Annotated in this window: 19 protein-coding genes and 3 pseudogenes; 17 read left to right on the plus strand and 5 right to left on the minus strand. The window is 60.9% G+C overall.

Going from position 1 to position 26,027, the window contains the following annotated elements; all coding sequences use genetic code 11:
- Positions 1-193 precede the first annotated feature (193 nt).
- Genes CK219_RS28030 through CK219_RS28045 form a run of 4 tightly spaced genes read right to left on the minus strand, consistent with a single transcriptional unit; the run spans position 194 to position 3,148 of the window.
- Positions 194-1,753 carry an E2 ligase fold family C protein gene (locus CK219_RS28030; RefSeq protein WP_024505651.1) on the minus strand — a complete coding sequence of 520 codons (1,560 nt, stop codon included), beginning with the start codon at positions 1,751-1,753 and terminating at the stop codon, positions 194-196.
- Between the two features lie 3 nt (positions 1,754-1,756).
- The gene (locus CK219_RS28035; RefSeq protein ID WP_024505652.1) at positions 1,757-2,245 is read right to left on the minus strand and encodes a Mov34/MPN/PAD-1 family protein; all 489 of its coding nucleotides are present in this window, start codon (positions 2,243-2,245) and stop codon (positions 1,757-1,759) included.
- A complete protein-coding gene (locus tag CK219_RS28040) occupies positions 2,242-2,859 on the minus strand; it encodes a putative metal-binding protein (protein WP_024505653.1) in 618 nt (205 codons plus the stop codon). The genes CK219_RS28035 and CK219_RS28040 overlap by 4 nt, the downstream gene beginning before the upstream one ends.
- The gene (locus CK219_RS28045; protein ID WP_024505654.1) at positions 2,852-3,148 is read right to left on the minus strand and encodes a DUF2604 domain-containing protein; all 297 of its coding nucleotides are present in this window, start codon (positions 3,146-3,148) and stop codon (positions 2,852-2,854) included. The genes CK219_RS28040 and CK219_RS28045 overlap by 8 nt, the downstream gene beginning before the upstream one ends.
- Positions 3,149-4,050: 902 nt before the next feature.
- Between CK219_RS28045 and CK219_RS28055 the strand changes: the two are divergent.
- The 17 genes and pseudogenes from CK219_RS28055 to CK219_RS28130 form a co-directional block, all read left to right on the plus strand.
- Positions 4,051-4,944 (plus strand): annotated as a pseudogene (locus CK219_RS28055) (hypothetical protein); the annotation flags it as partial.
- Positions 4,945-5,032: 88 nt separating this feature from the next.
- Positions 5,033-6,077: pseudogene (gene fni, locus CK219_RS28060) on the plus strand (type 2 isopentenyl-diphosphate Delta-isomerase).
- Between the two features lie 86 nt (positions 6,078-6,163).
- Positions 6,164-6,395: pseudogene (locus tag CK219_RS32420) on the plus strand (IS5/IS1182 family transposase); the annotation flags it as partial.
- Positions 6,396-7,062: 667 nt separating this feature from the next.
- Positions 7,063-9,369 carry a S9 family peptidase gene (locus CK219_RS28065; RefSeq protein ID WP_063169235.1) on the plus strand — a complete coding sequence of 769 codons (2,307 nt, stop codon included), beginning with the start codon at positions 7,063-7,065 and terminating at the stop codon, positions 9,367-9,369.
- An 833-nt stretch (positions 9,370-10,202) separates the two neighbouring features.
- The gene (locus CK219_RS28070; RefSeq protein WP_063169234.1) at positions 10,203-13,667 is read left to right on the plus strand and encodes a Ulp1 family isopeptidase; all 3,465 of its coding nucleotides are present in this window, start codon (positions 10,203-10,205) and stop codon (positions 13,665-13,667) included.
- Positions 13,668-13,886: 219 nt separating this feature from the next.
- The gene (locus tag CK219_RS28075) at positions 13,887-15,911 is read left to right on the plus strand and encodes a conjugal transfer protein TraG (protein WP_063169233.1); all 2,025 of its coding nucleotides are present in this window, start codon (positions 13,887-13,889) and stop codon (positions 15,909-15,911) included.
- 116 nt (positions 15,912-16,027) lie between these two features.
- Positions 16,028-16,441 carry a CopG family transcriptional regulator gene (locus tag CK219_RS28080; RefSeq protein ID WP_063170364.1) on the plus strand — a complete coding sequence of 138 codons (414 nt, stop codon included), beginning with the start codon at positions 16,028-16,030 and terminating at the stop codon, positions 16,439-16,441.
- Positions 16,438-17,406, plus strand: a complete 969-nt coding sequence (gene trbB / locus CK219_RS28085) for a P-type conjugative transfer ATPase TrbB (protein WP_024502850.1) — start codon at positions 16,438-16,440, stop codon at positions 17,404-17,406. Before CK219_RS28080 ends, trbB begins: the two co-directional genes overlap by 4 nt.
- Before the next feature lie 12 nt (positions 17,407-17,418).
- Positions 17,419-17,727, plus strand: coding sequence for a TrbC/VirB2 family protein (locus CK219_RS28090; protein WP_024502851.1), 309 nt, complete (start codon positions 17,419-17,421; stop codon positions 17,725-17,727).
- Positions 17,727-17,999, plus strand: coding sequence for a VirB3 family type IV secretion system protein (locus CK219_RS28095; protein WP_024502852.1), 273 nt, complete (start codon positions 17,727-17,729; stop codon positions 17,997-17,999). The genes CK219_RS28090 and CK219_RS28095 overlap by 1 nt, the downstream gene beginning before the upstream one ends.
- A complete protein-coding gene (gene trbE / locus CK219_RS28100; protein WP_063169232.1) occupies positions 17,993-20,443 on the plus strand; it encodes a conjugal transfer protein TrbE in 2,451 nt (816 codons plus the stop codon). The genes CK219_RS28095 and trbE overlap by 7 nt, the downstream gene beginning before the upstream one ends.
- Positions 20,440-21,165: a P-type conjugative transfer protein TrbJ gene (gene trbJ / locus CK219_RS28105; RefSeq protein ID WP_024502854.1), complete on the plus strand. Its 726-nt coding sequence runs from the start codon at positions 20,440-20,442 to the stop codon at positions 21,163-21,165. Before trbE ends, trbJ begins: the two co-directional genes overlap by 4 nt.
- A 33-nt stretch (positions 21,166-21,198) precedes the next feature.
- The gene (trbL, locus tag CK219_RS28110) at positions 21,199-22,521 is read left to right on the plus strand and encodes a P-type conjugative transfer protein TrbL (RefSeq protein WP_063169231.1); all 1,323 of its coding nucleotides are present in this window, start codon (positions 21,199-21,201) and stop codon (positions 22,519-22,521) included.
- Positions 22,522-23,253: a conjugal transfer protein TrbF gene (gene trbF, locus CK219_RS28115; protein ID WP_063169230.1), complete on the plus strand. Its 732-nt coding sequence runs from the start codon at positions 22,522-22,524 to the stop codon at positions 23,251-23,253.
- Position 23,254: 1 nt separating this feature from the next.
- Complete coding sequence (trbG, locus tag CK219_RS28120) at positions 23,255-24,280, plus strand: P-type conjugative transfer protein TrbG (RefSeq protein ID WP_164548809.1); 1,026 nt, start codon at positions 23,255-23,257, stop codon at positions 24,278-24,280.
- Positions 24,277-25,491, plus strand: coding sequence for a TrbI/VirB10 family protein (locus CK219_RS28125; RefSeq protein WP_063169228.1), 1,215 nt, complete (start codon positions 24,277-24,279; stop codon positions 25,489-25,491). The genes trbG and CK219_RS28125 overlap by 4 nt, the downstream gene beginning before the upstream one ends.
- 12 nt (positions 25,492-25,503) lie before the next feature.
- Positions 25,504-25,746, plus strand: coding sequence for a DUF2274 domain-containing protein (locus CK219_RS28130; protein ID WP_024502859.1), 243 nt, complete (start codon positions 25,504-25,506; stop codon positions 25,744-25,746).
- A 29-nt stretch (positions 25,747-25,775) separates the two neighbouring features.
- Here CK219_RS28130 and CK219_RS32000 read toward each other — a convergent pair.
- Positions 25,776-26,027: hypothetical protein (locus tag CK219_RS32000; RefSeq protein WP_206516445.1), on the minus strand; the 252-nt coding region annotated here is incomplete at its 5' end.

Here is a 26,027-nt window from a genome sequence, read left to right on the forward strand (position 1 = left end):
AAATCGGCCAACAACGGAGGTTTGACCAGCCTCTGGTGCCATGGCGGCTGGTGCTGGATCATCACGTCGGCAACAGGGATCATGCGCGGAGGACGATAGGCCGGCAAAGGAGCGGGCCAAGCGTGTGATAATGGCGCCCATGGTCACGCCCACAAGCCGCGCCCCCTGCGTCTACGGAGAGGTGCGCGTCTGTTTAGGCGGCCGAGACATCGCTTACCTGATCAACGCGCTCGCCGTATTTGCGCCTGTAAGCGGCAATGAAATCGTCGTCGCTACAGATGCAGCGGCCGCTGGAGTCCTTGGCCTTCGGATCGTGCAAGTGAGAGCCAAGGGGGCGCAGAAGATTCACCCGAGTGCTCGTCGTCGGGCTCATGGGAAACCCCGCACTATGTTTGACCAAATCCGCGGCAAGCATAATCCCGGCAAGCACCGACTGAAAGGCCATCGGAACCACAGTTCGAACGCGGCGACTTCCTTCGCTAAGCTGGAACACCAGACCGCCGCAGATAGCCTGCTGATAAAAGGAGCGCAGGGGCTGGCCGACAAACGGGGCTAGCGGTTCAAACGGCACAGCCATCGCTGTAGCCACGCGAACTACAAAGTCGTTGGGAACTCCGGCATTGGTCTGCAGGAGCGTTTTCACCTGCTCGTGTGCTTCCGGTATTCCGAGTTCCTCGGCAATCAGCTGGTGCTCGTCCTTGGATTTTCCGGATGGCAGGTACATGCAACAAAGGCAAGCCTGGCCGTCATCGAAACCATGCCGGGAGATACCGAGATCGTGCTCCTGCGTCCAAGCGTTTGCGATCCATCGCGGCAGTGCACCTTGGACAGCCAGACGGTCGGCGGCGGTGTCAAGCGCCACACCCACTTGGTCGAAGACCCAATTGCCCCGGCGCGCAACATATTCTGCCCACGTCAGAGGGTGCGCCTCGACCTCAAGGGCAGTCGATCTAAGGGCGGTGGCTGCAAGAACCGCTTTGGACATACCAATCTCCGCCTGGCCAGCCAATGCGTAGCGCTGCAGGTTTGAGAGTTCGATCGCTTCGTGATCGATTACATGCAGACGACCTTTGAGATCGGGTTGTCTCGCTAGCGCCCAAAGCGAGCCATGGCCTATCGCACCGAGCCCAACGAGGTGGGTTTCGCCAAGGTCGACTGGGAAGTCGATCGGGCCAGGCTCTCCGGCTTTGGTCTTGTCGTAGCTGCATAGCGAGAGGTCGATGGTTTCGTCCAACTCGGCGCCGGTCAACTGGGCAGCGAAGATAGTTCGAAAGACGTTGGCGGCGCCGAAGCAACTGGCGGCGCCAGCTCCATAAGGCAGCAGACTTGGGCCAGAGCCCACCGGGTCCGTACGCGACAGCTTTGCCGCCCAACCGTCCGATCCCACGAAAAAGATCGGGCACCGGAGTGATGGGCGCGTTACCCCTGCAACGACGCAGACGGTGGCAGACTTGCCGGAACGCCGGATGCCGACTTTTGGATTGATCGACTTTGCCAAGCGCTCCAGCGCTTGGGCTTGAGAGCTCGCCGCGCTGTCCAGCGGGAGTATCGCCAGAACCGGGTAGAGCCTAGCGAGCAATCTCACCGCAAGATCTAGTGTCGCCTGGCCTTCGGCGCAGGAAGCGGCCTGATGGTCGAAGGCGACTGCCACGACCTGCTTTTCAAGAGCTGCTTTGAAGTCTCCCAGATGAAAATCGGCCAGGACCTGAGATGCCGCCGTGGCGGCGCGATCGATGAAGTTAGCGAATGCCATTGTTCAACTCGATATCATGATCATTCGCGACAGTGCCGCGGGAGGGAGCGCATTCCATTTGGCCTTTTCGTCAAGCCGATAGGCGGCGACCCGAGCAAAATCGAAAGGCTCGCGGGCGAAATTCGGCACTACCAGCGACAGACACCCAACCGTGGTAGCAACCGCATAAGCGTCGTCCGTCGTCGAATGGTAGGCGCGGCCCGGATGGCTGTGAATCTGGGCCAAGAGTTTCAGGCCGCTTTTGTAGAGCCAGACATTGAGCCGGTGCAGTTCTTCGGCCGCAACGATCACGCAAACGCCATCGTTTGTCCGAATGTGACGCTGCGCCGGGATAACCGTCTCTGTTACGGCAAAGTGCCGCTCTTGCTGAACGCCGACCCAGAGCGCCATCCCCTCATTGCCCTCGCGACCAACTGAGCGCAGATGCCCATGCGTGGTCGAGATGCAGCCGCGCGGGAGAGTCACGATCGTTACATCTCTCAAACCAGTCATTCTTGTATCGCCTGAGGGGATACCACCATTCCTACGATTGTCGGTTGGAGTTGAATCTGCAACTGCTCTATAGGAACGATTCCGTACTTGATGATCTTGTCCAGGATGAAGGCCAAACAGCCTTCGCCAGAACCCCGATGAAGCAGCCATGGATCACCTGAATGGGCTGGATTGTCGTGGTATTCCCGGACGCCCGCCATGCACAGGAATGGTTCGTCCTCGGGACTGTTGGCCTGGATGAAGTCCGTCAGCGGCACGGCGTTCTGCTGGATGAGAGCTCCTATCATCTCCGGCGGCGTTCCGGGCAGCGGCGGACGTCTAAGCATTTTCAGGTATAGATCTTTCCGGGCAATCGGATGACGCGTAAACGGATCGACGAAGACCACGGACGGTGGTCTTAAGTCGTAGTCGGTGAAGTCGACCTCGCTCGCTGCGCTGACCACCCGTGGCTTTAACTTGGGGCTGGCGAAAATGAAGAAAGCGCGCGGAAAGGTCGCCTCGATCAAGAAGCAGCCCTGAGCCCGATAGACATCAGCATATGGCCGGAACCGGCCGATCTCCCGATCAAACTTCGCTCGGGAGACCTCCGGATCCACACTTTGGTGTTTAGGCACCTGCGACGCCCGCCTTCAGGCTGAGGAACAGGGTCACAGTATTCGGGAAACCGAAGTCGCCAAGCTTCTTGTCGACATCGAGCAAGTTGCCGGCCTCATCCTTGAATTCCCAATTCTCGGCTGGTTGGGCGACATTCTGCGTGTTCTCAAGGGCTTTGGTACGAATGACGTGAAGCGGCTGGTTGGGATTGGCTTCGACCTGCGTGGGCTGGCCGTTCACCACCACCGTGATCTCGATCTTGCCCGGTCCGCCGCCGTGATTATCGCCCTTACCCGAATCCTTCGACATTGTCCTACTCCTGTGGCTTGCCAACCGCCCCACGCCCTGGCGCCCACCTGCGAGTGAGACCGGCGGTCTTCAATCGTTCACCCGGCGCCACGGCCGCGAGTACGCGAAAGACAGGGGATAAGCTACCGAATCGGTGCTTGCCTTCTTTTATGGGTGACTTGAGCCGCAAGTAAATGGTCTCAAATTGCTCCTCACAACTATAATCGATTAGAGCAATGCAAAAATATTGGCGACACGCCTATTCATCTGCTCTCTCACTCGCCTGCTCCGTGCTTGGCAAGGGGAGCTTTGACTGCGTCACGCGTCCCCCAAGCAGCCGATTGCGCCGGCAGCGCCGTAGGAACCGTCGTTCAGAGTCTTCACCACTCAAGCAGCCGCATGGATGCAGCCGACGCTCGTCTCCACAAACAGCGCAAGTGGTGCCTTGTTGGATAAGGTCGCCTCGTCCCTGGTGCAGCATCTGTCGGAACGGGTCCGCTGCGAGACCATGCCTCATCATCGCGCATGCGCAGCAGCCGGCGGTCGATGCTCGTAAGGCGTTCTGCTCATTTCGTGGCGAAGGCGCTGCTCGACTCGCGGACATATGCGGGCACCGAGGCGGAGGCTGACCAGTCGGCGCCGCGTTCGCGGATGTCGCTTGCAATGTGCTCGCGTGCGTTTGCCGCCGGCGACCTTGCCGTCCTCGCCTGCTATGGCGAGCCGGCGCAAGCGGATTGCTCGATACTGCCGGCGAGGCTGCGGGCCGGTCCTAACGGCCGTTCACAAGAGCTTGCATCAGCAACTGGCAATCGGATCGATAACTTCGCGATCGCCGTTATGGCGCGGAGATGCGGTCTCGCCGGGTTGTGGCTGGCGCTTCGTTGTGGGCGGCGCGTCGTAGCCGAGGGAGCAGGGGCGGCGCCATGATCCAGACCGAACGCGCGCTGCAGCAGGTGCTTGAGTGGGGGCGTGCCCTGACCGGTTTCGCGGATGAGCATGCTGAGGAAGCGGTAAGGGGCGGCCAGTATATCCTGCAACGCATTCACCCGAGCCTGCGCGACACCAGCGCCCGCACCGGCCGCGATCCGCAGGACGAAACGCTGATCGTGGCGTTCTATCGCGAACTGGCGCTGCTGTTCTGGCTAGACGATTGCAACGACGTTGGCCTGATCGCGCCGGAGCAGCTCGCCGCCCTGGAGCAGGCGCTGGGGCACGGCGTACCGTGCGTGCTCTCCGGATTCGAGGGCTGCGCTCAGCTGCGCGCTTCGCTGGCTGCGCTCGCTTACGATCGTCACGACTATGCTCGGCTTCTCGACTATACCCGGTGCTACTGCGCGGCGCTGCGCGCCGGACACGCGCAGGCGGCAGGGGCGCGACGCTGGTCTTACGCCGAGTACCTGCACAACGGCATCGATTCGATCGCTTACGGGACCGTGTTCTGTTGCCTGTCGCTGCTGTGGGGGCTGGACATGGCGACCTTGCGCGCGCGTCCAGCGTTTCGCCAGGTCCTGCGGCTCATCTCAGTGATAGGGCGCCTGCAGAACGATCTGCATGGACGCGACAAGGACAGGTCGGCCGGCGATAACGCGGCGATCCTGCTTCTGCAGCGCTATCCGGCTATGCCTGTGGTTGAGTTCCTCAACGACGAGTTGGCCGGCCATACGCGCATGCTGCACCGGGTGATGGCGGAAGAATGCTTTCCCGCGCCGTGGGGACCGTTGATCGAGGCGATGGCGGCGATCCGCGCGCAGTACTACCAGACTTCGACCAGCCGCTATCGCAGCGACGCTGCAGGGGGAGGCCAGCGTGCGTCGGCCTGGACGCGCCGGAGGCGGCGGCTTGGGCGCGCTGCCGTCGGTTCGATCCGACGCAACGCCGTCGCCCGCTGCTACGGATGGAGCGAGCATGAGCGACACCGCCCTGAGCCGGGGAAGGACGAACATCTGGACATCGTGCTGGATCGGCGAACGGCGCCGGCCACGGTGGCCGCTGGCTGGGAGTACATCCATCTCGAACACTGCGCACTGCCCGAGTTGGACCTGACGCAGATCGACCTGCGCGCCTCGCTGCTGGGCAAGGCTATGCGCGCGCCGCTGCTGATCAGCTCTATGGCCGGCGGCATGCCACGGGCCGAGGCCATCAACCGGCATTTGAGCGAGGCAGCGCAAGCCTTGGGGATCGCCATGTGCGGTTCGCAGCGTGTGAGCCTGCAATCCCGCAACTCCCAGGGGCTAACGCGCGCGCTGCGCCGCCTGGCGCCAGACATTCCCTTGCTGGCCAATATCGGCGCCGCGCAACTGCGGGAGGCCGACGGCCTGGACCTGGCGCGTCGCGCGGTGGACGCGCTGGAGGCCGATGGGCTCATCGTCCATCTCAATCCGCTGCAGGAAGCGGTACAGCCGGAGGGCGACCGCGAACTGGCGCGGCGTCCTGGCGCTGATCGCTGGCGCCGCGCGCATCGTGGGCGTGCCGATGGTGGCCAAGGAAGTGGGGGCGGGCCTGTCCGCCTCGGTGCCTGTGCGCTCGTCGAGGCGGGCGTGGCGGTAATCGATGTCGCCGGCGCCGGCGGCACCAGTTGGGCCGCAGTGGAGGGCGAGCGCGCCCGCAATGCCGCCGACCGTGCAGTGGCGATGTCATTCGCCGATTGGGGGATTCCACCCTGACCAGCGTGCAGGCGGTGCGTCGGGCGCTGCCAACGGTGAAGCTGATCGCGTCGGGCGGGATCCGCGATGGCGTCGACGTGGCCAAGGCCATCCGCCTGGGCGCGGACATCGCCGGGCAGGCGGCCAGCGTGCTGGGCGCGGCGACAGTGTCCACCGGGGCCGTTGTCGCGCATTTCGAGATCGTCATCCGCCAGTTGGCCGTCGCCTGCTTCTGCACGGGCTCGGCTGATCTGGCGGCGTTGCGTCAGGCGCGCTTGTTGCCCTCGTCGCATTTGTCCGCCGGTTGATGTCGGCGTCGTCCGCACGCTAACAGCAGGCTGCTGAAATACCTACGCCAAAGACAGACTATTGATCCCCCTGGCGAGACGGCTCGATTGACGGGAGCGATGTGTTCATGGAGCAGCTGTTCACGATGAAGCGGTTGGAAGATTTCGTTCCAGCCGGTCATCCTGGTGCCCGCACCGGCTGATGATCAATGGAGCGCTGGTGCGGCTAGACGGCATCCTTTCCGGCATGTACGCCTGCAGTGCCAAAGGCGGTCGCCCCAGCGTTGCGCCGGAGAAATTGCTGCGGGCCGTGTGTTGCAGGTGTTCTACAGCGTCCGTCGGAATTGATGCAGCAGGTGCTGCTGTGGCAAGGCCAAGACCCGGGAATGCCGTCAGCTTTGATCAGGCGCTTCGGGCCGTCGGAAACGCGCGAAGAGTCCGGCTTTCGAAAAAGGCCGAACGCCTCAGATAAAGCCAGAACTCCTTGGGTCACCATCAAACCAATTTGACGCCCCGGGACAATTTCGTCCGGCATTGTCCGGTGTGCGACGATGTTGGGGATGCGACATAGGCGGATTGCCGTGTATTTAAACCGCTTTTCCTTTGGCACGCATATTGCGCCCTATCGGTAAACCTCGTCATGGGCCGGCGGCAATCGCTCGGAGATTGTCGAAATAGCACAATGATTTCTGCCGGGGTGACATCCGGCCCGACTAGAGCAGGACCTTTCAGATGATGCAGAAAAGCAAGCGGCCATACTCGCGGGGAAATAGTCGCGTCAGGGCTGCATGGACGCTCTTTCCTGGTTGTTTCGGCGGCGGACGCCAACTCTTCAATCGGCACCCGAACCAGTGCCTGGATGTCCAAGGAGCGCCCCTGTTGCGCGTGCCTGGCTGCACCCGCGTGCTGGCTCTCCTCCAAGGCGACGCTTCGGCGCTGCTGCAGACCGGCGACGAGAACCCAACTTCAAAATTAGCATTCCGAAAACCGAAAGAAGTGAACAGGTATGTCCAGGATCGGCGCTTTGACGCGCGCCGCATGGCGATCGGCAACTCAGACGCTGGCCAAGGGTTCGAAAAGTTTACACCCGACGCTAGCGCCGGCCGATTTCAAGCGCGCACTTACGATCAACGATCGATATGGCGGGCTCACTGTCAATGTCCCCAAAATGCCTTTCTGGCTGACCGGGGGTGAAGCCTTCGTCTACCGCCGGACTAGCCACGGCGAGCAGCAGTTCATGCAGGTCGATGCTGCCACGGGTTTCAAGCGGCCCGCTTTCGATCAGGCGCGTCTGGCGGCAGCGCTAAACAAGGTGAGCCATGAGAGCTATCAAGCCGGCAATCTTCCGTTCGACCGTTTCGAACTGAGTGAGGATGGTCGCAGGCTCGACTTCCAGATTGAAGACACCCGGTGGAGCTGCGACCTTGCAAGCTATGACTGTACCAGCACCACATTCGATGCAAGGAAAGGGGACCGTAGGGAGCTCAGCCACCGCTACACGCCGCCAGCGGAGAACAACCCCGACAAGAGCAACGCGTCGCCCGACGGCAAATGGATCGCCTATATCAAGAACTGCAACGTTTTCCTGCGCAGCGAGGACGGATTGCAGGATGTTCCTCTGAGCCGGGACGGAGCCGAAGGCAATTGCTACGTCTTTTCGACGCTGAGCTGGTCGCCGGACTCGCGCCACCTCGCCGCTTACCTTGTTCGCCCCGGCTATAGGCGAGAGGTCCGCTACCTCAATTCTTCGACGGACCAGTTGGAGCGGGAATATTCAACAAAATTCTATCCCAGGCCGGGCGATGTCCTTCCGCTGCCCCAGCCAGTCCTGTTCGACATTGCCGGCCGGCGCCAGATCGTGATTGACGGTGCCCTCTTCTCGAACGTCTTCGAACTTTCCCCTCTCCGGTGGTGGGCGGACAGCCGCGGCTTCACTTTCGAATATAACCAGCGCGGGCATCAGCTTTATCGCCTGGTCGAGGTAGACGCCGCCTCGGGCCGCGGGCGCTCCCTGATCGATGAGACCAGCGAGACATTCGTTGATTATTTGCCGCTGGGGCATGGCCAGGAGGATGCCGGAAAAATCTTCCGTTACGATGTCGATGACGGGAAGGAGATCATCTGGGCATCAGAGCGCGACGGGTATGAGCATTTGTATCTTTTCAACGGCCGGACAGGCGCGCTCGAAAACCAGATCACGCGAGGTGAGTGGGTCGTCCGGAGGGTCAACCATGTCGATCCGGTCAAGCGTCAGATCTGGTTCGAGGCGAGCGGGATGAACTCGCAGGAGGACCCCTATTGGGTCCATGCTTACCGCATCGGCTTTGACGGCAAGGGACTGACTGCACTGACGCCCGAACCGGCCAACCACCATATCGAGTTCTCGCCTGACAGGCGCTATTATGTCGATCTCTGGTCACGCATCGATCTGCCCCCGCGCATGGCACTCTACCGCGCCAGCGACAATGCCAAGCTCCAGCAGATCGAGACGGCCGACATTTCTGAGCTCGTCGCCGCAGGCTGGCAGCCGCCGCTCAGTTTCCATTCCAAGGGGCGCGACGGCAAAACTGACATCTGGGGCGTGCTCCACCTGCCAGCCAACTTCGACCCGACGAAGAAATACCCGGTTGTGGAGAATATCTATGCTGGACCCCACGGCTCCTTCGTCCCAAAATCCTTCTCGCGGTGGACAGAGCCGCTCACGCAGCTGGGCTTCGTCGTTGCTCAGATCGACGGCATGGGCACCAACAACCGCTCCCGCGCCTTCCATGATGTTGCTTGGAAGAATCTGAAGGACGCAGGATTTCCCGATCGCATTCTGTGGCACAAGGCGGCGGCCGCGCAATATCCATGGTACGACATATCCAACGTCGGCATTTTTGGCGCATCCGCCGGCGGCCAGAGTGCAGTCAGCGCGCTGCTCTTTCACCCCGATTTCTACAAGGTCGCCGTCGCCAAAAACGGCTGCTTCGACAACAGGATAGACAAGACCTGGTGGAACGAACTTTGGATGGGGTGGCCGGTCGGCATTGAATATTCGCAATCCTCCGCCGTTGACAATGCTCACAGGCTGCAGGGCAAGCTGATGATCGCGGTCGGCGAAATGGATGATAATGTCGATCCGTTTTGCTCGTTCCAGCTTGCCGATCGACTCATCAAGGCAGGAAAAGATTTTGACATGGTCTACGTTCCTGGTGCCAATCACCATACTCTAGGCACCTACACCGAGCGCAAACTCCTAGACTTCTTCGTTCGCAACATTCTCGGTCAGACCCCGCCCGACTGGAACACCAAACCGATCGAGCTGGAATAGCTTGTGGCTCTTGCAATTGTTAGCTCGCCTTATCAGCTGTAATCAGGGCGAGGCGCGAGCAAATCTGCACCGAAGGACGATCGTGGAGTCTAGGACTTGCGCTGCGTATTGAGGATCGGCTCGCCGCGACGTTGGTCTGAGCAAACTGCTTGATAGGCACGCCTGCAGACCGCGTGTGTGCGATTGCAAGATCCCCTATCAGCCTGGTGTGAAGCGTTCAGGGGAAAAGCCGCACCCAACGCCGCTTCCGCTCGCCGTAACGCTACGGCGGTGCGGCCCACCGATCCGCTCGACGAGCATTGGAACACATAGGTCCCCGAACGGACGATTGCCTTGGCAATAGAAGACCCTCGTCGGTCATCGCCGCTGTGGGTGGCAGCCCGTCGGTCTGGAGCTGCCACGATTCTCATCCTCGCGTCACATATGAGCTGAAGCTTTCCGGATCGGGTATCCAATCGGCATCCAGTTGCTCGGCGATATGGTTGAATTCTGCCCTCAGGACAAGAGTGAGTAGAGCAGCCCCGCTACGAAAATCCCATCCTGGTTCGTTTGACGCATCGACTATTCAGATTGATTGGCGTGATACCCGGCGCGGCCGCAACACGCGAGGCCGTCAACCGCTGAGCAGAAAACCAGCCTTCGCCTTCCGCGGCGGCGGACCTCGTCAGCCTCTCGAAAGCTTGCCTGAGTAGGTTGCTCATGTGATCTGTGGAAGTGAGGATAGCGTGCACCCGTACAAACTAGACATTCATCGTGGCAGCTTGGCTGCAGGTGCAGCACGCCGTACCGCACGAGCAAGCGGACAGGCCGGCCAAGCCGGTTTTGAGCAGCACTTGGGCGAACTGCAGGCGGCGGACGAGTTGATGGGTGCGCTAGGCGAGGAGGTCCTCGTCAATGGCTCGCATGGTAAAGGTGAGTTGAGACCAACGAAGAGGCAGAGGATCCAAAGCAATCTGCAGCATGCTGTCACTGAGCGGCAACCAGGTGAGGTTGGCAACTCAGGCGCTCGCGTGATGATGCAACTCCCCACCGATCAGGTGGGTACATCGGAACGGGAGGCGCAACTTGTGATGCAGGGGGACGAGCACGAATACACCCCAGCACCGCATCTCGACGGGTCGATGCCCTCGACAGTGCAGCCGGATCGTCCAATTGTGGTCCCCGACGGTGCCGACAAGCGTCCTGTTTATTCCAACGATGCCACCGCCATCGAAGGGCTGAAGTCAGCACTCCTTGCGGGTAAAGCCAGGCCGGACACGGTCACTCGCAGCACAAATTCTCTTTTCGGCTTTAGTCGTTGGCTCTTTCAAAACAACAAGCCAGGGCTTGCTGCTCGGCTTTACCATCCGTCGCTGAGCCAGGATCTCGAGGAGTACGAGAGTAGGGGTGGTTCCTCCACCGTGGCTGGCGCACTGCGTCAATTGATGAAGTCGATGGGCGGAGCCGGCCCGATTGTGGGTCGCGCTGTCCTGAACCCCCATCCTGACGACGCCGCGCTCACCAGACATTTCAGATCCGCGAGCGGCTACGCAACTGCTCTTAACCATTTCAGTCATTACCTACGTCAAAATGACAAGCTCGGAATTGCGGGTCGCATTTACGATAAATCGCTGGATAAAGATGTTGAGAGCTACAAGGCCGCCTCCTCTAATGGTGGAGCTCCGATCGAATCTGCGCTGGTTTATCTCCGCAAGAACCCGCCGCGCGTTATACTCGGGAATCATCTGGAAAACGCGGTCAGCATGGAGGCTCGTCCCCGTGGCGACGCTGCTCAGCATACCGCACCACAGCAGGGATTCGATTGGCCAGAGGAGCTCCTGCCGGTAGGTTATAAGGAGGGCACCGATCTACCATTGTCTCTCGCCCCAACCGCGCACCAACACCAAGCGCCCGACTTTGGAGAGGCCGTCCCTCACTTGAACTGGCGCCACGGCGACCAGGGCGCCCCGGAGGAGCTGGTAGCTGCACGGGACAGGAGCAGCCCGCTGCCAAGCGAGGCGGTGCCACATAAATCTGGACGGGGACTCGCTACGCAGCCCAGATTGTGGGCGGAGAAATCCGCCTCGCCAGAGCTCTTTCGACGGCGGGCGGAGCAGGCTCTGCCGGCGTCCGCCAGAGGTGTGGAGACATCCTCCGCGGTTGATGAAGCCGCGCAGGCCGCTCGCCAAGCTTTGGCTTGGTTGCAGCAGGAGATGGAGGGGATCGAACCGATGCAGGATCCTCATGAGGTGGCTACACCGGAATGTGAGGCGCAGCTCGTCAGGCAGAGGGATGAGCACGAATCCACCCCAGCACCGCATCCCGGAGGTGGTGGGTCGATGCCCTCGACAGTGCAGCCGGATCGTCCAATTGTAGTCCCCGACGGTGCCGACAAGCGTCCTGTCTATTCCAACGATGCGACCGCTATCGAAGGGCTGAGGGCAGCATTCCACGCGGGTAAGGCCAAAGCGAACACGGTCACTTACAATGTAAATTCTCTTTTCGGCTTTAGTCGGTGGCTCCTTCAAAACAACAAGCCAGGGTTTGCTGCTCGGCTTTACCATTCGTCGCTGGATCAGGATCTCAAGGAGTACGAGAGTACGGGTGGTTCCTCCACCGTGGCTGGCGCACTGCGTTACCTCAAGAAGTCGACAGGCGGAGCCCCGATTATGGCTCGCCCTGTCGTGATCCCCTATCCTGACGATGCCGAGCTCATTAGAAATTACAGAGCCGCTTCGACCAAGGAGTACCTGGCAGCGCCTGCGACCGGACGGAATCCAGATACCGTGGGCGGCTATACAAATTTTCTTAGACATTTTAGTCAGTACCTGCGTCAAAATAACAAGCTTGGGATTGCGGCTCGGATTCACGACAAATCGCTGGATAAAGATGTTGAGAGCTTCAAGGCTGTCTCCTATGGTAATAGGCTAAGTATCAGTTCTGCATTGGCTCACCTCCGGGATATCCTGCCGCGCATTGTGCTCGGGCGCGAAACTGTCCTTTCTGCTCATCCGGCAGACGCAGTCACCAGGCGCGTTGGGGCCGCTGCTGAAGCTGGGCCAGCGGCACCGGCAAGAGCTCCCCAACCCGCCTCGCCAGCAACCGCTAGGCTGCCAGGCACCTACCGCGGCCTTCCACTGGTTGATGTGACCACACTGACTACCAGTTCCTCTGGGGCTCAGATCGGGGCGCTCGATCCGACAGCCCCGTCCAACGTTGCAACGGGGCGGGTGCTCGGCGCCGCCGAATGGCTGAGCGACGCCCATATCCAGAGAGATTACAATTTGCTGGAGGGGCAACTGCAGGGGATCAATCCGGCGCTCGCTGCCCGGACTCGGCTGGTGGATCCTTCCGTATCCCATCTACTGCGACACACGTCGCCGCAAGACGCTCGAGGCATATTGCAGTCCATCTATAATCAAAACAACGCCACAGCCGACTTCCTGTTCTTGCCAGTGAATAATGGCACGGCTACTAGCCCCGGCACCCATTGGTCGCTGCTGCTCGTTGATCGCCGCGACCCGGAAAGGCGGTTCGCCTATCACTACGACTCCCTCCAGCGAGAGGGATATAACGACGTGCCTGCAAAACAGCTCGCAGGACTGCTGAATGCCACCTTGGCGCCAGCCCCCATGGCCAGACAGACGAACCATTATGATTGCGGCGTATTTGTCCTGGAGGGCACGTGGGCGCTGGTTGAACGATTGGTGAAAGGGCAGCGGCCAGACCACGAGCCGCTGCCCCTCGACAACCTCGTTGCCGATCGGCAGGCGCTGCAAGACCGGCTAAGGAGGCGCTTGCCGCACGAGGAAGAGCCGCGGCAGCTGCTGGAGGATGAACCCGCCTCCCCACCGATGATGGCATTCGAGCCAGGGGAACTGCGGCAACTGTTGGAAGACGAGCCTGCCTCCCCACCAATGATGGCGTTCGAGCCAGGGGAACTGCGGCAACTGTTGGAGGACGAACCTGCCTCCCCACCAATGATGGCGTTCGAGCCAGGGGAACTGCGGCAACTGTTGGAGGACGAGCCTGCCTCCCCACCAATGATGGCGTTCGAGCCAGGGGAACTGCGGCAGCTGTTGGAGGATGAACCCGCTTCCCCACCGATGATGGCGTTCGAGCCAGGGGAACTGCGGCAACTGTTGGAGGATGAACCCGCTTCCCCACCGATGATGGCGTTCGAGCCAGGGGAACTGCGGCAACTGTTGGAAGACGAGCCTGCCTCCACTTGGGCACAAATCAATTCGACCCCACATGCGCGAGCGGACGGTGTTCATCAGCCAGCCCAGGCGCCGTGGCTCCCTGAACGCAGAAGATAACTTTGCGGAGGAGCGGTCACGCAACTGTCGGCGGCGCCGGGCCTCAGGGTGAATGGAAAGGATGGAGTGGCGGATGGTGTCGCGTGAAGGCGCAACACGCGTGCTGACCGACCTGCATACGTAGGAAGTCGTTCATTGCTCCCAAATCGTATGTGAGGAACATTCCTGTCCCGGCTGCGCCGCGCGATGCTAGGTCGCGTTGTTCAGCGGGCCAAGCCGATGACACCTACGAAGCTACTGATCGGGCAGATCGCCGTTGTGTGCGCAATTGTCATTATCGGCGTATGGACGGCAACCCAATGGTGCGCTCAAATGCTGACCTACCAGACGCCTCTCGGCGCACCATGGTTTCTCTTCGCCGGCTGGCCAATCTACAAGCCGTGGAAGCTGTTTGAATGGTGGTTCCACTTCGATGCTTATGCGCCGGAGGTCTTCGACAAAGCCGGTACGCTTGCAGGCGCCAGCGGATTCCTGGGTTGTGCCGCCGCAATCGCTGGCTCGCTTTTGCGCGCGCGACAGCGCGGGTCGGTTACGACCTATGGGTCTTCACGGTGGGCCACGACTCATGAGGTCGAGACGGCAGGGTTGTTACGGCCGGCGGGCGTTTTCCTCGGTAGGCTGAACGATCGCTATCTGCGCCATGACGGCCCGGAGCACGTCATGGCATTTGCGCCGACGCGTTCGGGCAAGGGCGTGGGGCTGGTTGTTCCAACGCTACTTTCCTGGACCGGGTCTGCCATCATTCATGATATAAAAGGCGAAAATTGGCAGTTGACCTCCGGCTGGCGGTCGAAATTCTCGTACTGCCTTCTGTTCAATCCGACCGACCCGAGATCGGCACGCTACAACCCGCTGCTGGAGGTGCGCAAAGGCCCAGATGAGATCCGGGACGTTCAAAACATCGCCGACATCCTCGTCGATCCCGAGGGCGCGCTGGAGCGACGGAACCACTGGGAGAAGACCAGCCATTCACTCCTAGTTGGCGCCATTTTGCACGTGCTCTACGCTGAAGAGGACAAGACGCTGGCCCGCGTCGCCACCTTCCTGTCGGACCCGCAACGCTCGTTTGCCGCAACGCTACGGCGGATGATGACGACAAACCATCTCGGGACGGGGCATAACCCTCAGGTCCATCCCGTAGTGGCCTCGGCGGCTCGCGAACTCCTGAACAAGTCGGAAAACGAGCGCTCAGGCGTCCTCTCGACCGCCATGTCCTTTCTCGGGCTTTATCGTGATCCAACGGTCGCGGCGGCCACTTCGTCCTGCGACTGGCGCATCGCTGACCTAGTGGATGGAGAGCGACCGCTGTCGCTCTATCTGGTCGTGCCGCCTTCGGATATCTCGCGCACCAAGCCTTTTGTGCGACTGATCTTGAACCAGATCGGCAGGCGGTTGACGGAGCGTCTGGAGGGGGACCCGAAGAAGAGCCGTAAGCATCAGCTGCTCATGATGCTGGACGAGTTTCCGGCGCTCGGTCGCCTCGACTTCTTCGAAACGGCGCTCGCCTTCATGGCAGGTTATGGCATTCGCTCCTATCTGATCGCACAATCTTTGAACCAGGTTTCAAAGGCCTATGGCGAGAACAATGCTATTCTCGACAATTGCCACGTGCGAATTGCCTTTTCCTCCAATGACGAACGCACGGCCAAGCGCATCTCGGATGCCCTCGGCACCGCAACCGAACTTAGGTCGATGCGCAACTATGCGGGCCATCGGCTTGCGCCCTGGCTTTCACATGTCATGGTGAGCCGCCAGGAAACCGCGCGCCCGCTCCTGACGCCAGGCGAGGTGATGCAATTGCCGCCGTCAGACGAATTGGTCCTGGTTTCTGGGTTGCCGCCGATCCGCGCCAAGAAGCTGCGCTATTATCAGGATCAGAATTTCACAGATCGGGTGCTGCCTGCGCCGGTGCTGCACGACGGACCCTATGCGGACTGCCCTGCATCACGCCCGGACGGCTGGACTGGACAAGTGTGCAGCGTCGATAGCCGACTTGCTGCGGACGAGGAAAGCGCCGACGCGCCAGTTGAAGACGAGGGAGGCGTTCAGCAGCAACGCCATCCAAGCCTGCCCGAAGAAGACGTTGTTGTCTCTCAAGAGCCCGATCAGGCCGATCTGTACAAGCCCGCAGACGATGACAGCGAAGCGCTCGCGGACAAGCGTGTCATGGATCGGATTTCCACTGCGGCCCGCGTCTACGGTATCAACGAGGGCAGGGGCGACGATGTCATTCCCGGCTTCTGAAGTCCGCTGAGTTGCAGAGCGCACCTCAGCGTAGATAACGGCCATAAGCAATTTTGAGCGTCTGGCCGATGCTTCTCCCGTCGCCGGCGCAACGCCGGGCCGTCGGAACGATCCGCATGAAGCCGCACCGCATTCGCCATCAGTTTCTGCTTGAGCCGGAGCTCAGCGAGAAACTGGACAACCTCAGTCGCGATCCGTCAACGACCAAATCAGCGATCGTGGGGAAGGCGATCGAGGCGTTCATCGAGCGGCGTGGCGAGAGCGAGTTCGATCGGCGCTACGGCGTAAGGCTTGACCGGCTCTCCCGCGATCTTGCCCACGTCAGGCGCGATTCCGAGGTGATCCTGGAGAGCCTGGCGCTCTTCATCCGCTTTTCGATCACCCTTCACGCCCACACGCCGGTCCCGGATCGGGCAACGCAGGCTATTGCCCAAGAGCGTTTCGAGAAATTCGTTGAGAAGGTCGGCCGCCAGATCGCTTCCGGCAAAAAGTCGCTTAGCAAAGACAATGGTGGGGGAGGGGAAGGATGAGCTCTCATCCCGAGGCCGACCACCGGCGGCGTGTCATGCTGCGCACCGCCATGGGTCCGGCAATCACCGAAGCCCTGGCCGATCCGTCCGTCATCGAGGTGATGGTCAATCCCGACGGCGCGCTGCGACTCGACCGGTTAGGCGAAGGTCGGGTCGATACCGACGTTCACATGCACCCGTCCGAGGCAGAACGTATCATCCGCCTGGTTGCTTCGCACGTGCGCGCCGAGGCGCACGCCGACAACCCGATCGTCAGTGCCGAATTGCCGTCTGGCGAACGCTTCGAAGGCCTGCTGCCACCTGTGGTGTTGGCGCCATGTTTTGCCATCCGCAAGCCCGCCGCGAAAGTCTACACCCTGGCCGACTATGTTGCCGAACGCATCATGCTGCCGCTGCAGGCCGATGCGCTGAAAAAGGCCGTCCGCGAGCGGCGCAACATGCTGATCGCCGGCGGCACTTCCTCGGGGAAGACAACACTCGCCAACGCTCTGCTGGCTGAAGTCGCCGAATGCGACGATCGGGTGATCCTGATCGAGGACACACGCGAACTGCAGTGCGCGGCCAGGGACTGCGTTGCCCTGAGAACAAGGCGGGGCTCGGTCACCCTTGCCGATCTCGTGCGCTCGACGCTGAGGCTCAGGCCGGACCGCATCATCGTGGGCGAGGTGAGGGGCGCGGAAGCGCTCGACATGCTGAAGGCATGGAACACCGGGCACCCAGGCGGCATCGCTACCGTACACGCCAATTCCGCGCGCTCGGCTCTCTATCGCATTGAGCAACTCGCCCAGGAAGCGGTGGTCACCGTTCCCCGCCGGCTCATCGCTGAGGCGATAGATCTGATCGTCTTCATAGCGGGACGCGGCTCGTCGCGCCACATCGACGCAATCGCCGAGGTCACCGGTCTCGACGGCAGCGGCGATTACGCCGTTGCCCCGCTCACGCTTTCGCAACTCCAGCAGCTTTGAAAGGCCTTCCTCATGCGCAAGAAGCTTCGCTTTCTTTCGTCCACAGCGCTCGCGTTTCTTATCACGGCCCCGGTTTATGCCGCCGGCTCCGGCATGCCGTGGGAGCAGCCGCTGCAGCAGATCCTGGAGTCCGTGCAGGGACCGGTCGCCAAGATCGTTGCGGTGATCATCATTATCACCACCGGCCTGACGCTTGCCTTCGGCGACACCGCCGGTGGTTTTCGGCGCCTGATTCAGATCGTCTTCGGTCTGTCGATCGCCTTCGCGGCATCGAGCTTCTTCCTCTCCTTCTTCTCCTTCGGTGGTGGGGCGCTCGTCTGATGGCCGCCGGGGAGCAGCATATCGAGGGCTTCGCAGTACCGGTCCACCGGGCGCTGACCGAGCCGATCCTGCTCGGCGGGGCTCCGCGCGCGGTGGCGATCCTCAACGGTACAGTGGCCGCGGCCATTGGCTTCGGCTTGCAGCAATGGATTGCTGGTCTGGTGCTTTGGATCGCAGGCCACTCGTTAGCGGTGTTTGCCGCAAGACGCGATCCGGACTTCGCCAGCGTGCTTGTGCGCCACCTACGTCTGAAGGGGTGGCTTGCATGCTGAACCTTTCGGAATATCGAAGCAAAGCCGACCGGCTTGCCGACCATCTACCCTGGGCTGCCTTGGTGGCGCCCGGCATCGTGCTCAACAAGGACGGCAGCTTTCAGCGGACGTTGCGGTTCCGCGGCCCGGATCTCGAAAGTGCGACGGAGGCTGAACTCGTCGGCATTTGCGCCCGGGCGAACAATGCTCTCAGACGCCTTGGCTCTGGCTGGGCATTGTTCTTTGAGGCCGAGCGCACAGAAGCGCTGGGCTATCCGAACTCGCATTTTCCTGACGCCGCGTCGTGGCTGGTCGACGAAGAACGCCGCGCTGCTTTCGAGGGGAAGGTAGCGCACTACGAGAGCCGCTATCATCTGACCTTGGTGTTTATGCCACCGCCGGACGCCCAGGCGCGCGCAGAAAGCACGCTCGTCGACTCTCATTATTCCCGAGGAGAAAGAGACTGGCGCCAGGATCTGGCGAGGTTCCGTGACGAGACCAACCGCGTGCTCGATCTCTTCTCGGGTTTCATGTCCGAAGTACGCGTCCTCGATGATGCTCAGACGTTGACCTACCTCCACGGCACGATTTCGCCTCGTCGCCATCCTATCATGGCCCCGGAAACGCCGATATATCTGGATGCAATCCTGGTCGATGCGCCGCTTACCGGTGGCCTGGAGCCGATGCTGGGTGAGCAGCATCTTCGCACACTGACCATCCTCGGCTTTCCGAACCTCACCCGGCCCGGAATCCTCGATACCCTCAATCATCAGGATTTCGCCTATCGCTGGATGACGCGCTTCATTCCGCTCGAGAAAACGGAAGCCACGAAGACGCTGACGCGATTGCGCCGGCAGTGGTTTGCCAAGCGCAAATCGATCGTGGCAATCCTACGCGAGGTCATTACCAACGAGCCGGTCCCGCTTGTCGATAGCGATGCCGACAACAAGGCGCTCGATGCCGACGAAGCCCTTCAGGCATTGGGCGGTGATCATGTGAGTTTCGGCTATCTCACCACCACCGTGACGGTGTGGGGCGAGGATCGCCAAGCCGCTGCAGAGAAGCTTCGCGCGGTCGAGCGCATCATCAATGGGCTCGGCTTCACCACGATCCGAGAAGGCGTCAATGCGGTCGAGGCTTGGCTCGGCTCATTGCCTGGCCATGTCTACGCTAACGTTCGCCAACCGCTCGTTCATACATTGAACCTTGCCCATCTCATGCCGCTGTCGTCGGTTTGGGCCGGTCCTGCGACAAACGAGCATCTCGCGAAAGTCACCCAAACCGAAGCGCCACCGCTTTTCGTTGCCGAGACCAGTGGGTCGACACCGTTTCGGCTTTCCACCCACGTCGAAGATGTCGGCCACATGCTGGTTGTTGGTCCGACCGGCGCCGGCAAGTCGGTTCTGCTTGCTCTGATTGCTCTGCAGTTCAGGCGCTACGCCGGCGCCCAGGTTTATGTCTTCGACAAAGGCAATTCGGCCCGTGCTGCAACACTTGCCATGGGTGGAGAACACCACGCGCTAGGAGCGGACGGTTCCCTTGCCTTTCAGCCACTGCGCAGCATCAACGACCAGGCTAGCCGAAGCTGGGCGGCCGAATGGATCGCCAGCCTTGTTGCCCACGAGAACGTCACCGTCACGCCGGAGGTGAAGGAGGCTATTTGGTCAGCGCTGGCCAGCCTTGCCACCGCGCCGGCGCAGGAACGCACACTGACCGGTCTTTCGGTCCTGCTTCAATCCAATGCGCTGAAGACCGCATTGATGCCCTACACGCTCGACGGTCCCTTCGGCCGCCTGCTCGATGCCGATCATGATGGGCTGGCCTTGTCGGATGTGCAGTGTTTCGAGACCGAGGAGTTAATGCACAGCCAAAGCGCTTTGCTGCCGGTGCTTACCTATCTGTTCCAGCGACTTGAGGAACGGTTCGACGGACGGCCCACGCTGATCATGCTCGACGAGGCGTGGGTCTATCTCGACAATCCGCTGTTCGCCGCCCGCATCCGCGAATGGCTGAAGGTGCTGCGAAAGAAGAACGTGTCGGTTGTCTTCGCTACGCAGTCGCTGGCTGATATCGCGGGCTCTGGCATAGCGCCGGCAATCATCGAAAGCTGCCCGCAGCGCATTTTCCTTCCCAATGATCGTGCCGTGGAACCCCAGGCGCGCACAGCCTACGAGCGCTTCGGTTTAAGCGAGCGGCAGATCGAATTGATCGCCCGCGCCACGCCGAAGCGTCAGTATTATCTGCAATCGCGCCGCGGCAACCGTCTGTTCGAGCTCGAGCTTGGCCCCATCGCTCTTGCGCTTTGCGGTGCTTCCGATCCGGCCACGCAGACTCTGATCGACAGGATCATGTCCGAAGACGGGCAAGGCAGCTTTGCCTCGCAGTTCCTGATCGCGCGCGGCCTCGATTGGGCCGGCGAACTTCTCAAGCAATTCCCTCAACCAGACAAGGAGCAATTCTCATGATGCGGCGACGCCTTCTCTCCGGCCTGATCACCGTTTCCCTGATCGCCAAGCCTATGGCCGACTATGTGCAGCCCGCCTACGCCCTTATCGTGTTCGATCCGTCCAATTATGCGCAGAACGTGCTGACGGCCGCGCGCGCATTGGAGCAGATCAACAACCAGATCCAGTCGCTGCAGAATCAGGCGACCATGCTGCAGAACATGGCGCGCAATCTTCAGCGTCTGGATTTCTCTTCCGTTGGCCAACTCACCGGTTCGCTCCATCGCATCGACGGCTTGATGGACCAGGCGAGTGGCCTCAGCTTTGATCTGGGCAAGCTTCAAGACCAGTGGCGCAGCCAATATCCGGAAAGCTACGACGCCACGATCAAAGTCAGCGATGTGGCGAGTGCTGCGCGGGAGCGTTGGCAAACCGCCATGCAGGCGTTCCGCCAGACCATGGGTGTCCAGTCGCAAATCGTCGAGAACGTCCGCGCCGACGGCGATCTGCTCGCCGATCTCGTCAACCGCAGCCAAGGGGCGGCCGGTGCGCTTCAGGCAAGCCAGGCCACCAACCAGCTGATGGCGCTTTCGACAAAACAGCAGATGCAGATCCAGACGCTGCTCGCAACGCAGTTTCGAGCTGAGGCCGAGGATGCCGCCCGCAAGGCCCAGTCAGACGAAGCCGCCCGCGAGATGACGAAGCGATTCTTGGGTACCGGCTCGGCTTATCCCGGCAATTAATCACGAGTTCATCACGACGAGAAAGGCAGCGGCATGAACGACCTTGGCGTCATCGATCGCTTCATGGAGACCTTCATCCGCTACATCGACAGCGGGTTCGGTCTGCTATCGGGCGACCTCGCCTTCCTCACTACCATTCTGATCGGCATTGACATCACACTTGCCGGCCTGGCGTGGGCGCTCGGCGACGAAACCAGCGTTCTCGGCCGGCTTGTCCGCAAGGTGCTCTATGTTGGCGTCTTCGCCTTCATTCTGAACAATTTCAAGAACCTCGCCGATATCGTTTATCGTTCTTTTGCCGGTCTCGGGATTAAGGCGTCGGCCGGCAATCTGTCGGCAGACAATCTCTTGCGCCCGGGCCGCATTGCCGCGACCGGTTTCGAAGGTGCTTGGCCAATGCTTGACCAAGCCAGTCAGCTCCTGGGCTTCCCGGAAATCTTCGGCAACGCACTGACCATCTTCGTGCTGCTGATGGCCTGGTTCCTGGTCATCATCGCCTTCTTCATCCTTTCCATCCAGCTTTTCATCACCATCCTTGAGTTCAAGCTCACCACGCTGGCAGGTTTTGTTTTGGTTCCATTCGCACTTTGGAACCGTTCAGCGTTCCTGGCCGAACGCGTGCTCGGCCATGTTATCTCGTCAGGCATCAAGGTGATGGTGCTCGCCGTCATTGTCGGTATCGGCTCCACGCTCTTCGGGGAGTTCGCTTCCGCATTGCAAGGCAAGGAGCCGGATCTTGCCGGTGCCATGTCCCAGGTACTGGGCGCACTGGCATTGCTTGGCCTTGGCATTTTTGGGCCGGGGATCGCGTCGGGTCTTGTCTCAGGCGCACCGCAGCTTGGGGCGGGCGCCGCCCTCGGCACGACCGCGGCGGCAGCGGGTGTATCACTCGTTGCTGGAGGCACAGCATTTGCTGGCGCGCGTATGGCAACCAGCGGCGGTGTCGCCGCCATCCGAGCCGGCACAACAATGGGATCGGCTGCTTCCACGTCATGGCAGATCGGGCGCGCAACCTCGCCCGACGCTGGCCTCTCCGGTGTGGCTGCTGGAATGCATGGTGTAACCAGTGCAGCTGGCGGCGCCGCTATACGCATAGCGCGATCCGCCACTGCAAGTGTTGGGCGCAACGCCGATGCCGGGCGCGATGCCGCGTGGACCGCGACCGGCGGCACGCCGACAGCGCCAATGACCGAACGCTCTGCCGGTTCGGCCACTGTTTCGGCGCCGACGTGGGCAAGGCGCCTACGTTCTGAACAGACCGCCCGTGCAAATCGCCACGCTGCCATGCAAGCTGTCCGAGACGGAGACCGGCCGGGAGGCAGCGCCACCCCCTCTCTCAACGACAAGGATGACTAGATGCTCTTCAAGCGACCCGTGCACCGTTACGGCAAAACACCCGAACCGGTCACGCCGTATCAAAAAGCCGCCCAGCTGTGGGACGAGCGCATCGGCTCATCTCGACTGCAGGCCAGGAACTGGCGGATCATGGCCCTTGGCTGCCTGGCCTTGGCGACCGGGCTTTCCGGCGGACTCGTATGGCAGTCGATGCAAAGCCGTGTCGTGCCTTATGTCGTCGAGGTCGATGGCTTCGGCGAGACGCGCGCCGTCGCGCCGGCGATCCGGAATTATGAGCCCTCGGATGCTCAGATCGCCTGGCATCTCGGCCGCTTCATCCAGAATGTCCGTTCCGTTTCCACCGATCCGGTTTTGGTACGGCAGAACTGGTTGGCAGCGTACGACTTTGCTAGCGATCGCGCAGCGCTCTTCCTCAACGAATACGCCAAGGCGAACGACCCCTTCGGTCAGATCGGAACGCGCAGTGTTTCGGTACAGGTCACCAGCGTGGTCAGAGCCTCCGAAAGTTCATTCCAGGTCAAATGGACCGAGCAGGTGTTTGAGCGCGGAAGCCTTGCCAGCACGATGCGCTGGACTGCGATCCTCACGATCGTGATTCGCTCGCCAAGCAATACGGATCAGCTGCGCAAGAATCCGCTCGGCGTCTTCATCAATGCCATTGACTGGTCACGCGAGCTCGACAGCGCCGTCCCAACCCCCCTTTCTCCGACGGAGTCCACCAATGAAAGGTAAAATGTCACCGATTCGTGCCGTGCTGATCCTATCGGTGTCGGCAGCGGTCGTTTCCGCTTGTGCATCGAAGAAGGTGCCGCCGCCTGAGATTTCCTATGACGCTGCCGACTTCAAACCGGCCGCGATCGAAAAGGCGCCGGAGAGGCCGATTAGAATTGTCGAGGTGCCAAAACCACTGCCGCTGCCTGGCCAAATGCAGCCCGAGCCCGGCAAGGCCGAGGACAAGCGCCCCCCTGAAGAACGCGTCGCTGATGCCAACAAAGCCGCGACCCAGCAACCCACCAAGTACGGGTATGTTAATGCCGTGCAAGTCTACCCCTTCACCGATGGCGCGCTTTATCAACTCTATGCCGCGCCGGAGCGCGTGACCGACATCGCTCTGCAGCCGGGCGAGAAACTAACCGCCGTGTCGGCTGGCGACACCGTGCGCTGGGTCATTGGCGATACCGCAAGCGGCACCGGTGACAATCAGCGCACCCATGTTCTGGTAAAACCCTTCGCGCCGGGTCTTGCCACCAATGTCGTCATTACGACGGACCGGCGGACCTATCATTTGCAGCTTCAAAGCACCGAGAAGACCGCAATGGCGGCAATCTCCTGGACCTACAGCCAAGACCAGATCATCGCGCTTCGCCAGCGCAATGCTCAAGCCGAGGCAGTTACACCGGTCGCGTCGAATATCGCGCTCGAAAACCTTCGCTTTCGCTACTCAATCAGTGGCGACACACCGCCCTGGAGACCGACGCGAGCCTTCGACGACGGCAGCAAGGTCTATATTGAGTTCCCTCGTCGCATAGATCAGGGCGAGGCGCCACCACTCTTCATCGTCGGCGCAGATGGGAGCAGCGAGCTCGTCAACTATCGCGTGCGCGGCAACTATTACATCGTCGATCGGCTCTTCGCCGCGGCCGAACTTCGCCTCGGCACCAAGCGGCAGCAGGTGATCCGCATCAGCAGGATTGACGGCAGGCAACCGCAACGGCGGATCTCGCTCTTTCGCGGCAGCCGGCGAGGTGAGGACTCATGATCGAAAATTCCCGCTCTGGCATCCCGCCGAAACTGGATCCCGAGGAACTGCAGCTTCGGGCCTCTCCCCGCCGCGTGGTGCGGTTCAGGCGCGGTGTGATCATCGCGATCGCAGCGCTCGGATCCGGCGCTGTCTTCGGCGTTACCATGATCGCCCTCCAGGGGCCGGCCCTTCGCATCAGGGATCAGGCGGAAGATCTCTACAACACTGAGCGCAAACCAACCGCCGAGGGGCTCGATACGCTTCCCCATGACTATTCCGGCATGAAGCCGAAGCCTCCCGTCCTTGGGCTACCTTTGCCGGGCGACCTCGGCCGCCCCATCCTCGAGCGGCAGCGCCAGCTCGGCATCGTGCCGGGCCAAGACATCTCGGCCGAGGAGCAGCGTCTAGCGCAGCAGGCGATCGAAGCGCGTGAATCGCGGGTGCTTTTCCGCGTCGAAAATCGAGCTCAAAAGACAGATGTCGGAGAGAGCGTGCAAACTGCTCAGCATCCATTTGAGGCGCTTCCCCAATCCGAAGCAGGACGCGCGTCAGCCTCGGTGGCGGCGGCGGAAGGCGACCAGAACAATCAGCAGCGAAAGCTTGATTTTCTCAGCCAGCGGAGCACTGGCGGGATCTACAATCCGCATGCGCTGCAGACGCCGATCTCGCCATATCAACTGATGGCTGGCAGCGTGATTGCCGCCAGCCTGATCACCGGCATCAATTCCGATTTGCCGGGCCTTGTCGTCGCGCAAGTCACCGAAAATGTGCACGACACGGTCACGGGCAACATATTGCTGATTCCGCAGGGCTCACGTCTTATCGGCGTCTACGACAGCGTCGTCGCGTTCGGGCAAAAGCGAGCGCTGCTGGTCTGGCAGCGCATTCTGCTGCCCGACGGCTCGTCGGCCGAAATCGACAATCTGCCCGCGAGCGACACCGCCGGCTACGCAGGGCTGGAAGACGAAGTCGATTTCCACACTTGGCAGATGATCAAGGGAGTGGCGCTTGCCACATTGCTCGGTGTCGGCACAGAATTCAGCCTCGGCGAAAACGAGAGCGATCTGGTCAAGGCGATCCGGGAATCAGCCCAGCAGAACGCCAGTCGAGCCGGCCAGCGCATCACCGAAAAAAACCTCAATATCCAGCCCACCATCGTCGTCCGCCCAGGTTGGCCACTGCGCGTCATCGTGCACAAGGACATCGTGCTGCGGCCATACGCCAGTTGAGCAGGAGTTATCATGGCTGACCTGAAACTTGGAAAACTTCCGGACCGAACAGCTTCGAAGATCACCATTACCGTCAGCGCGGAGCTGAGCCAAACACTCAAGGAGTATGCTGCACTTTACCGTCAGACCTATGGTCAGTCTGAAACCGTGGCAGAACTCATCCCTTTCATGCTGGCGGCGTTTCTGGAAGGCGACCGAGCCTTTGCCAAGGCCAGAAAGGAACGTCTGCCGACGGAGCTTGCCGGAAAATCGTGACTCCTCCGCTAGGGCAGCTGGAACATTGCCTAGCTGTCGCGACCTACCTGCTCCTCGCGAAGCATAGGATCAAACACCTTGGAATGCAGGTATGCGCAAGAGATGATGTGGAAGGAGATACCGCGCAACAGCCTAAGTTTGCATTTTCGATTTGGTCGGCCGTGAACTATCCGCAAGCCATTGATCTGGCCTGTTGATTGAGGCGGATAGCGGCTTTGGAATTGCAGGATTAGCGGTATTTGGACGCTGTTTTCCTGCAATTCGGTTTTGCGATTCCCTTG

This window comes from Mesorhizobium sp. WSM4313 (genome assembly GCF_002294725.1).
Classification (GTDB): Bacteria; Pseudomonadota; Alphaproteobacteria; order Rhizobiales; family Rhizobiaceae; genus Mesorhizobium.

What these genes read in the sequence shown, in the direction of transcription:
- CK219_RS28065 (WP_063169235.1), top strand. Translation starts at nt 7,063, where the DNA reads ATGTCCAGGATCGGCGCTTTGACGCGCGCCGCATGGCGATCGGCAACT.
- CK219_RS28130 (WP_024502859.1), top strand. Translation starts at nt 25,504, where the DNA reads ATGGCTGACCTGAAACTTGGAAAACTTCCGGACCGAACAGCTTCGAAG.
- CK219_RS28080 (WP_063170364.1), top strand. Translation starts at nt 16,028, where the DNA reads ATGAAGCCGCACCGCATTCGCCATCAGTTTCTGCTTGAGCCGGAGCTC.
- trbJ (WP_024502854.1), top strand. Translation starts at nt 20,440, where the DNA reads ATGATGCGGCGACGCCTTCTCTCCGGCCTGATCACCGTTTCCCTGATC.
- CK219_RS28030 (WP_024505651.1), bottom strand. Translation starts at nt 1,753, where the DNA reads ATGGCATTCGCTAACTTCATCGATCGCGCCGCCACGGCGGCATCTCAG.
- trbG (WP_164548809.1), top strand. Translation starts at nt 23,255, where the DNA reads ATGTCACCGATTCGTGCCGTGCTGATCCTATCGGTGTCGGCAGCGGTC.
- CK219_RS28125 (WP_063169228.1), top strand. Translation starts at nt 24,277, where the DNA reads ATGATCGAAAATTCCCGCTCTGGCATCCCGCCGAAACTGGATCCCGAG.
- CK219_RS28090 (WP_024502851.1), top strand. Translation starts at nt 17,419, where the DNA reads ATGCGCAAGAAGCTTCGCTTTCTTTCGTCCACAGCGCTCGCGTTTCTT.
- trbF (WP_063169230.1), top strand. Translation starts at nt 22,522, where the DNA reads ATGCTCTTCAAGCGACCCGTGCACCGTTACGGCAAAACACCCGAACCG.
- CK219_RS28035 (WP_024505652.1), bottom strand. Translation starts at nt 2,245, where the DNA reads ATGACTGGTTTGAGAGATGTAACGATCGTGACTCTCCCGCGCGGCTGC.
- trbB (WP_024502850.1), top strand. Translation starts at nt 16,438, where the DNA reads ATGAGCTCTCATCCCGAGGCCGACCACCGGCGGCGTGTCATGCTGCGC.
- CK219_RS28045 (WP_024505654.1), bottom strand. Translation starts at nt 3,148, where the DNA reads ATGTCGAAGGATTCGGGTAAGGGCGATAATCACGGCGGCGGACCGGGC.
- CK219_RS28075 (WP_063169233.1), top strand. Translation starts at nt 13,887, where the DNA reads ATGACACCTACGAAGCTACTGATCGGGCAGATCGCCGTTGTGTGCGCA.
- trbL (WP_063169231.1), top strand. Translation starts at nt 21,199, where the DNA reads ATGAACGACCTTGGCGTCATCGATCGCTTCATGGAGACCTTCATCCGC.
- trbE (WP_063169232.1), top strand. Translation starts at nt 17,993, where the DNA reads ATGCTGAACCTTTCGGAATATCGAAGCAAAGCCGACCGGCTTGCCGAC.
- CK219_RS28095 (WP_024502852.1), top strand. Translation starts at nt 17,727, where the DNA reads ATGGCCGCCGGGGAGCAGCATATCGAGGGCTTCGCAGTACCGGTCCAC.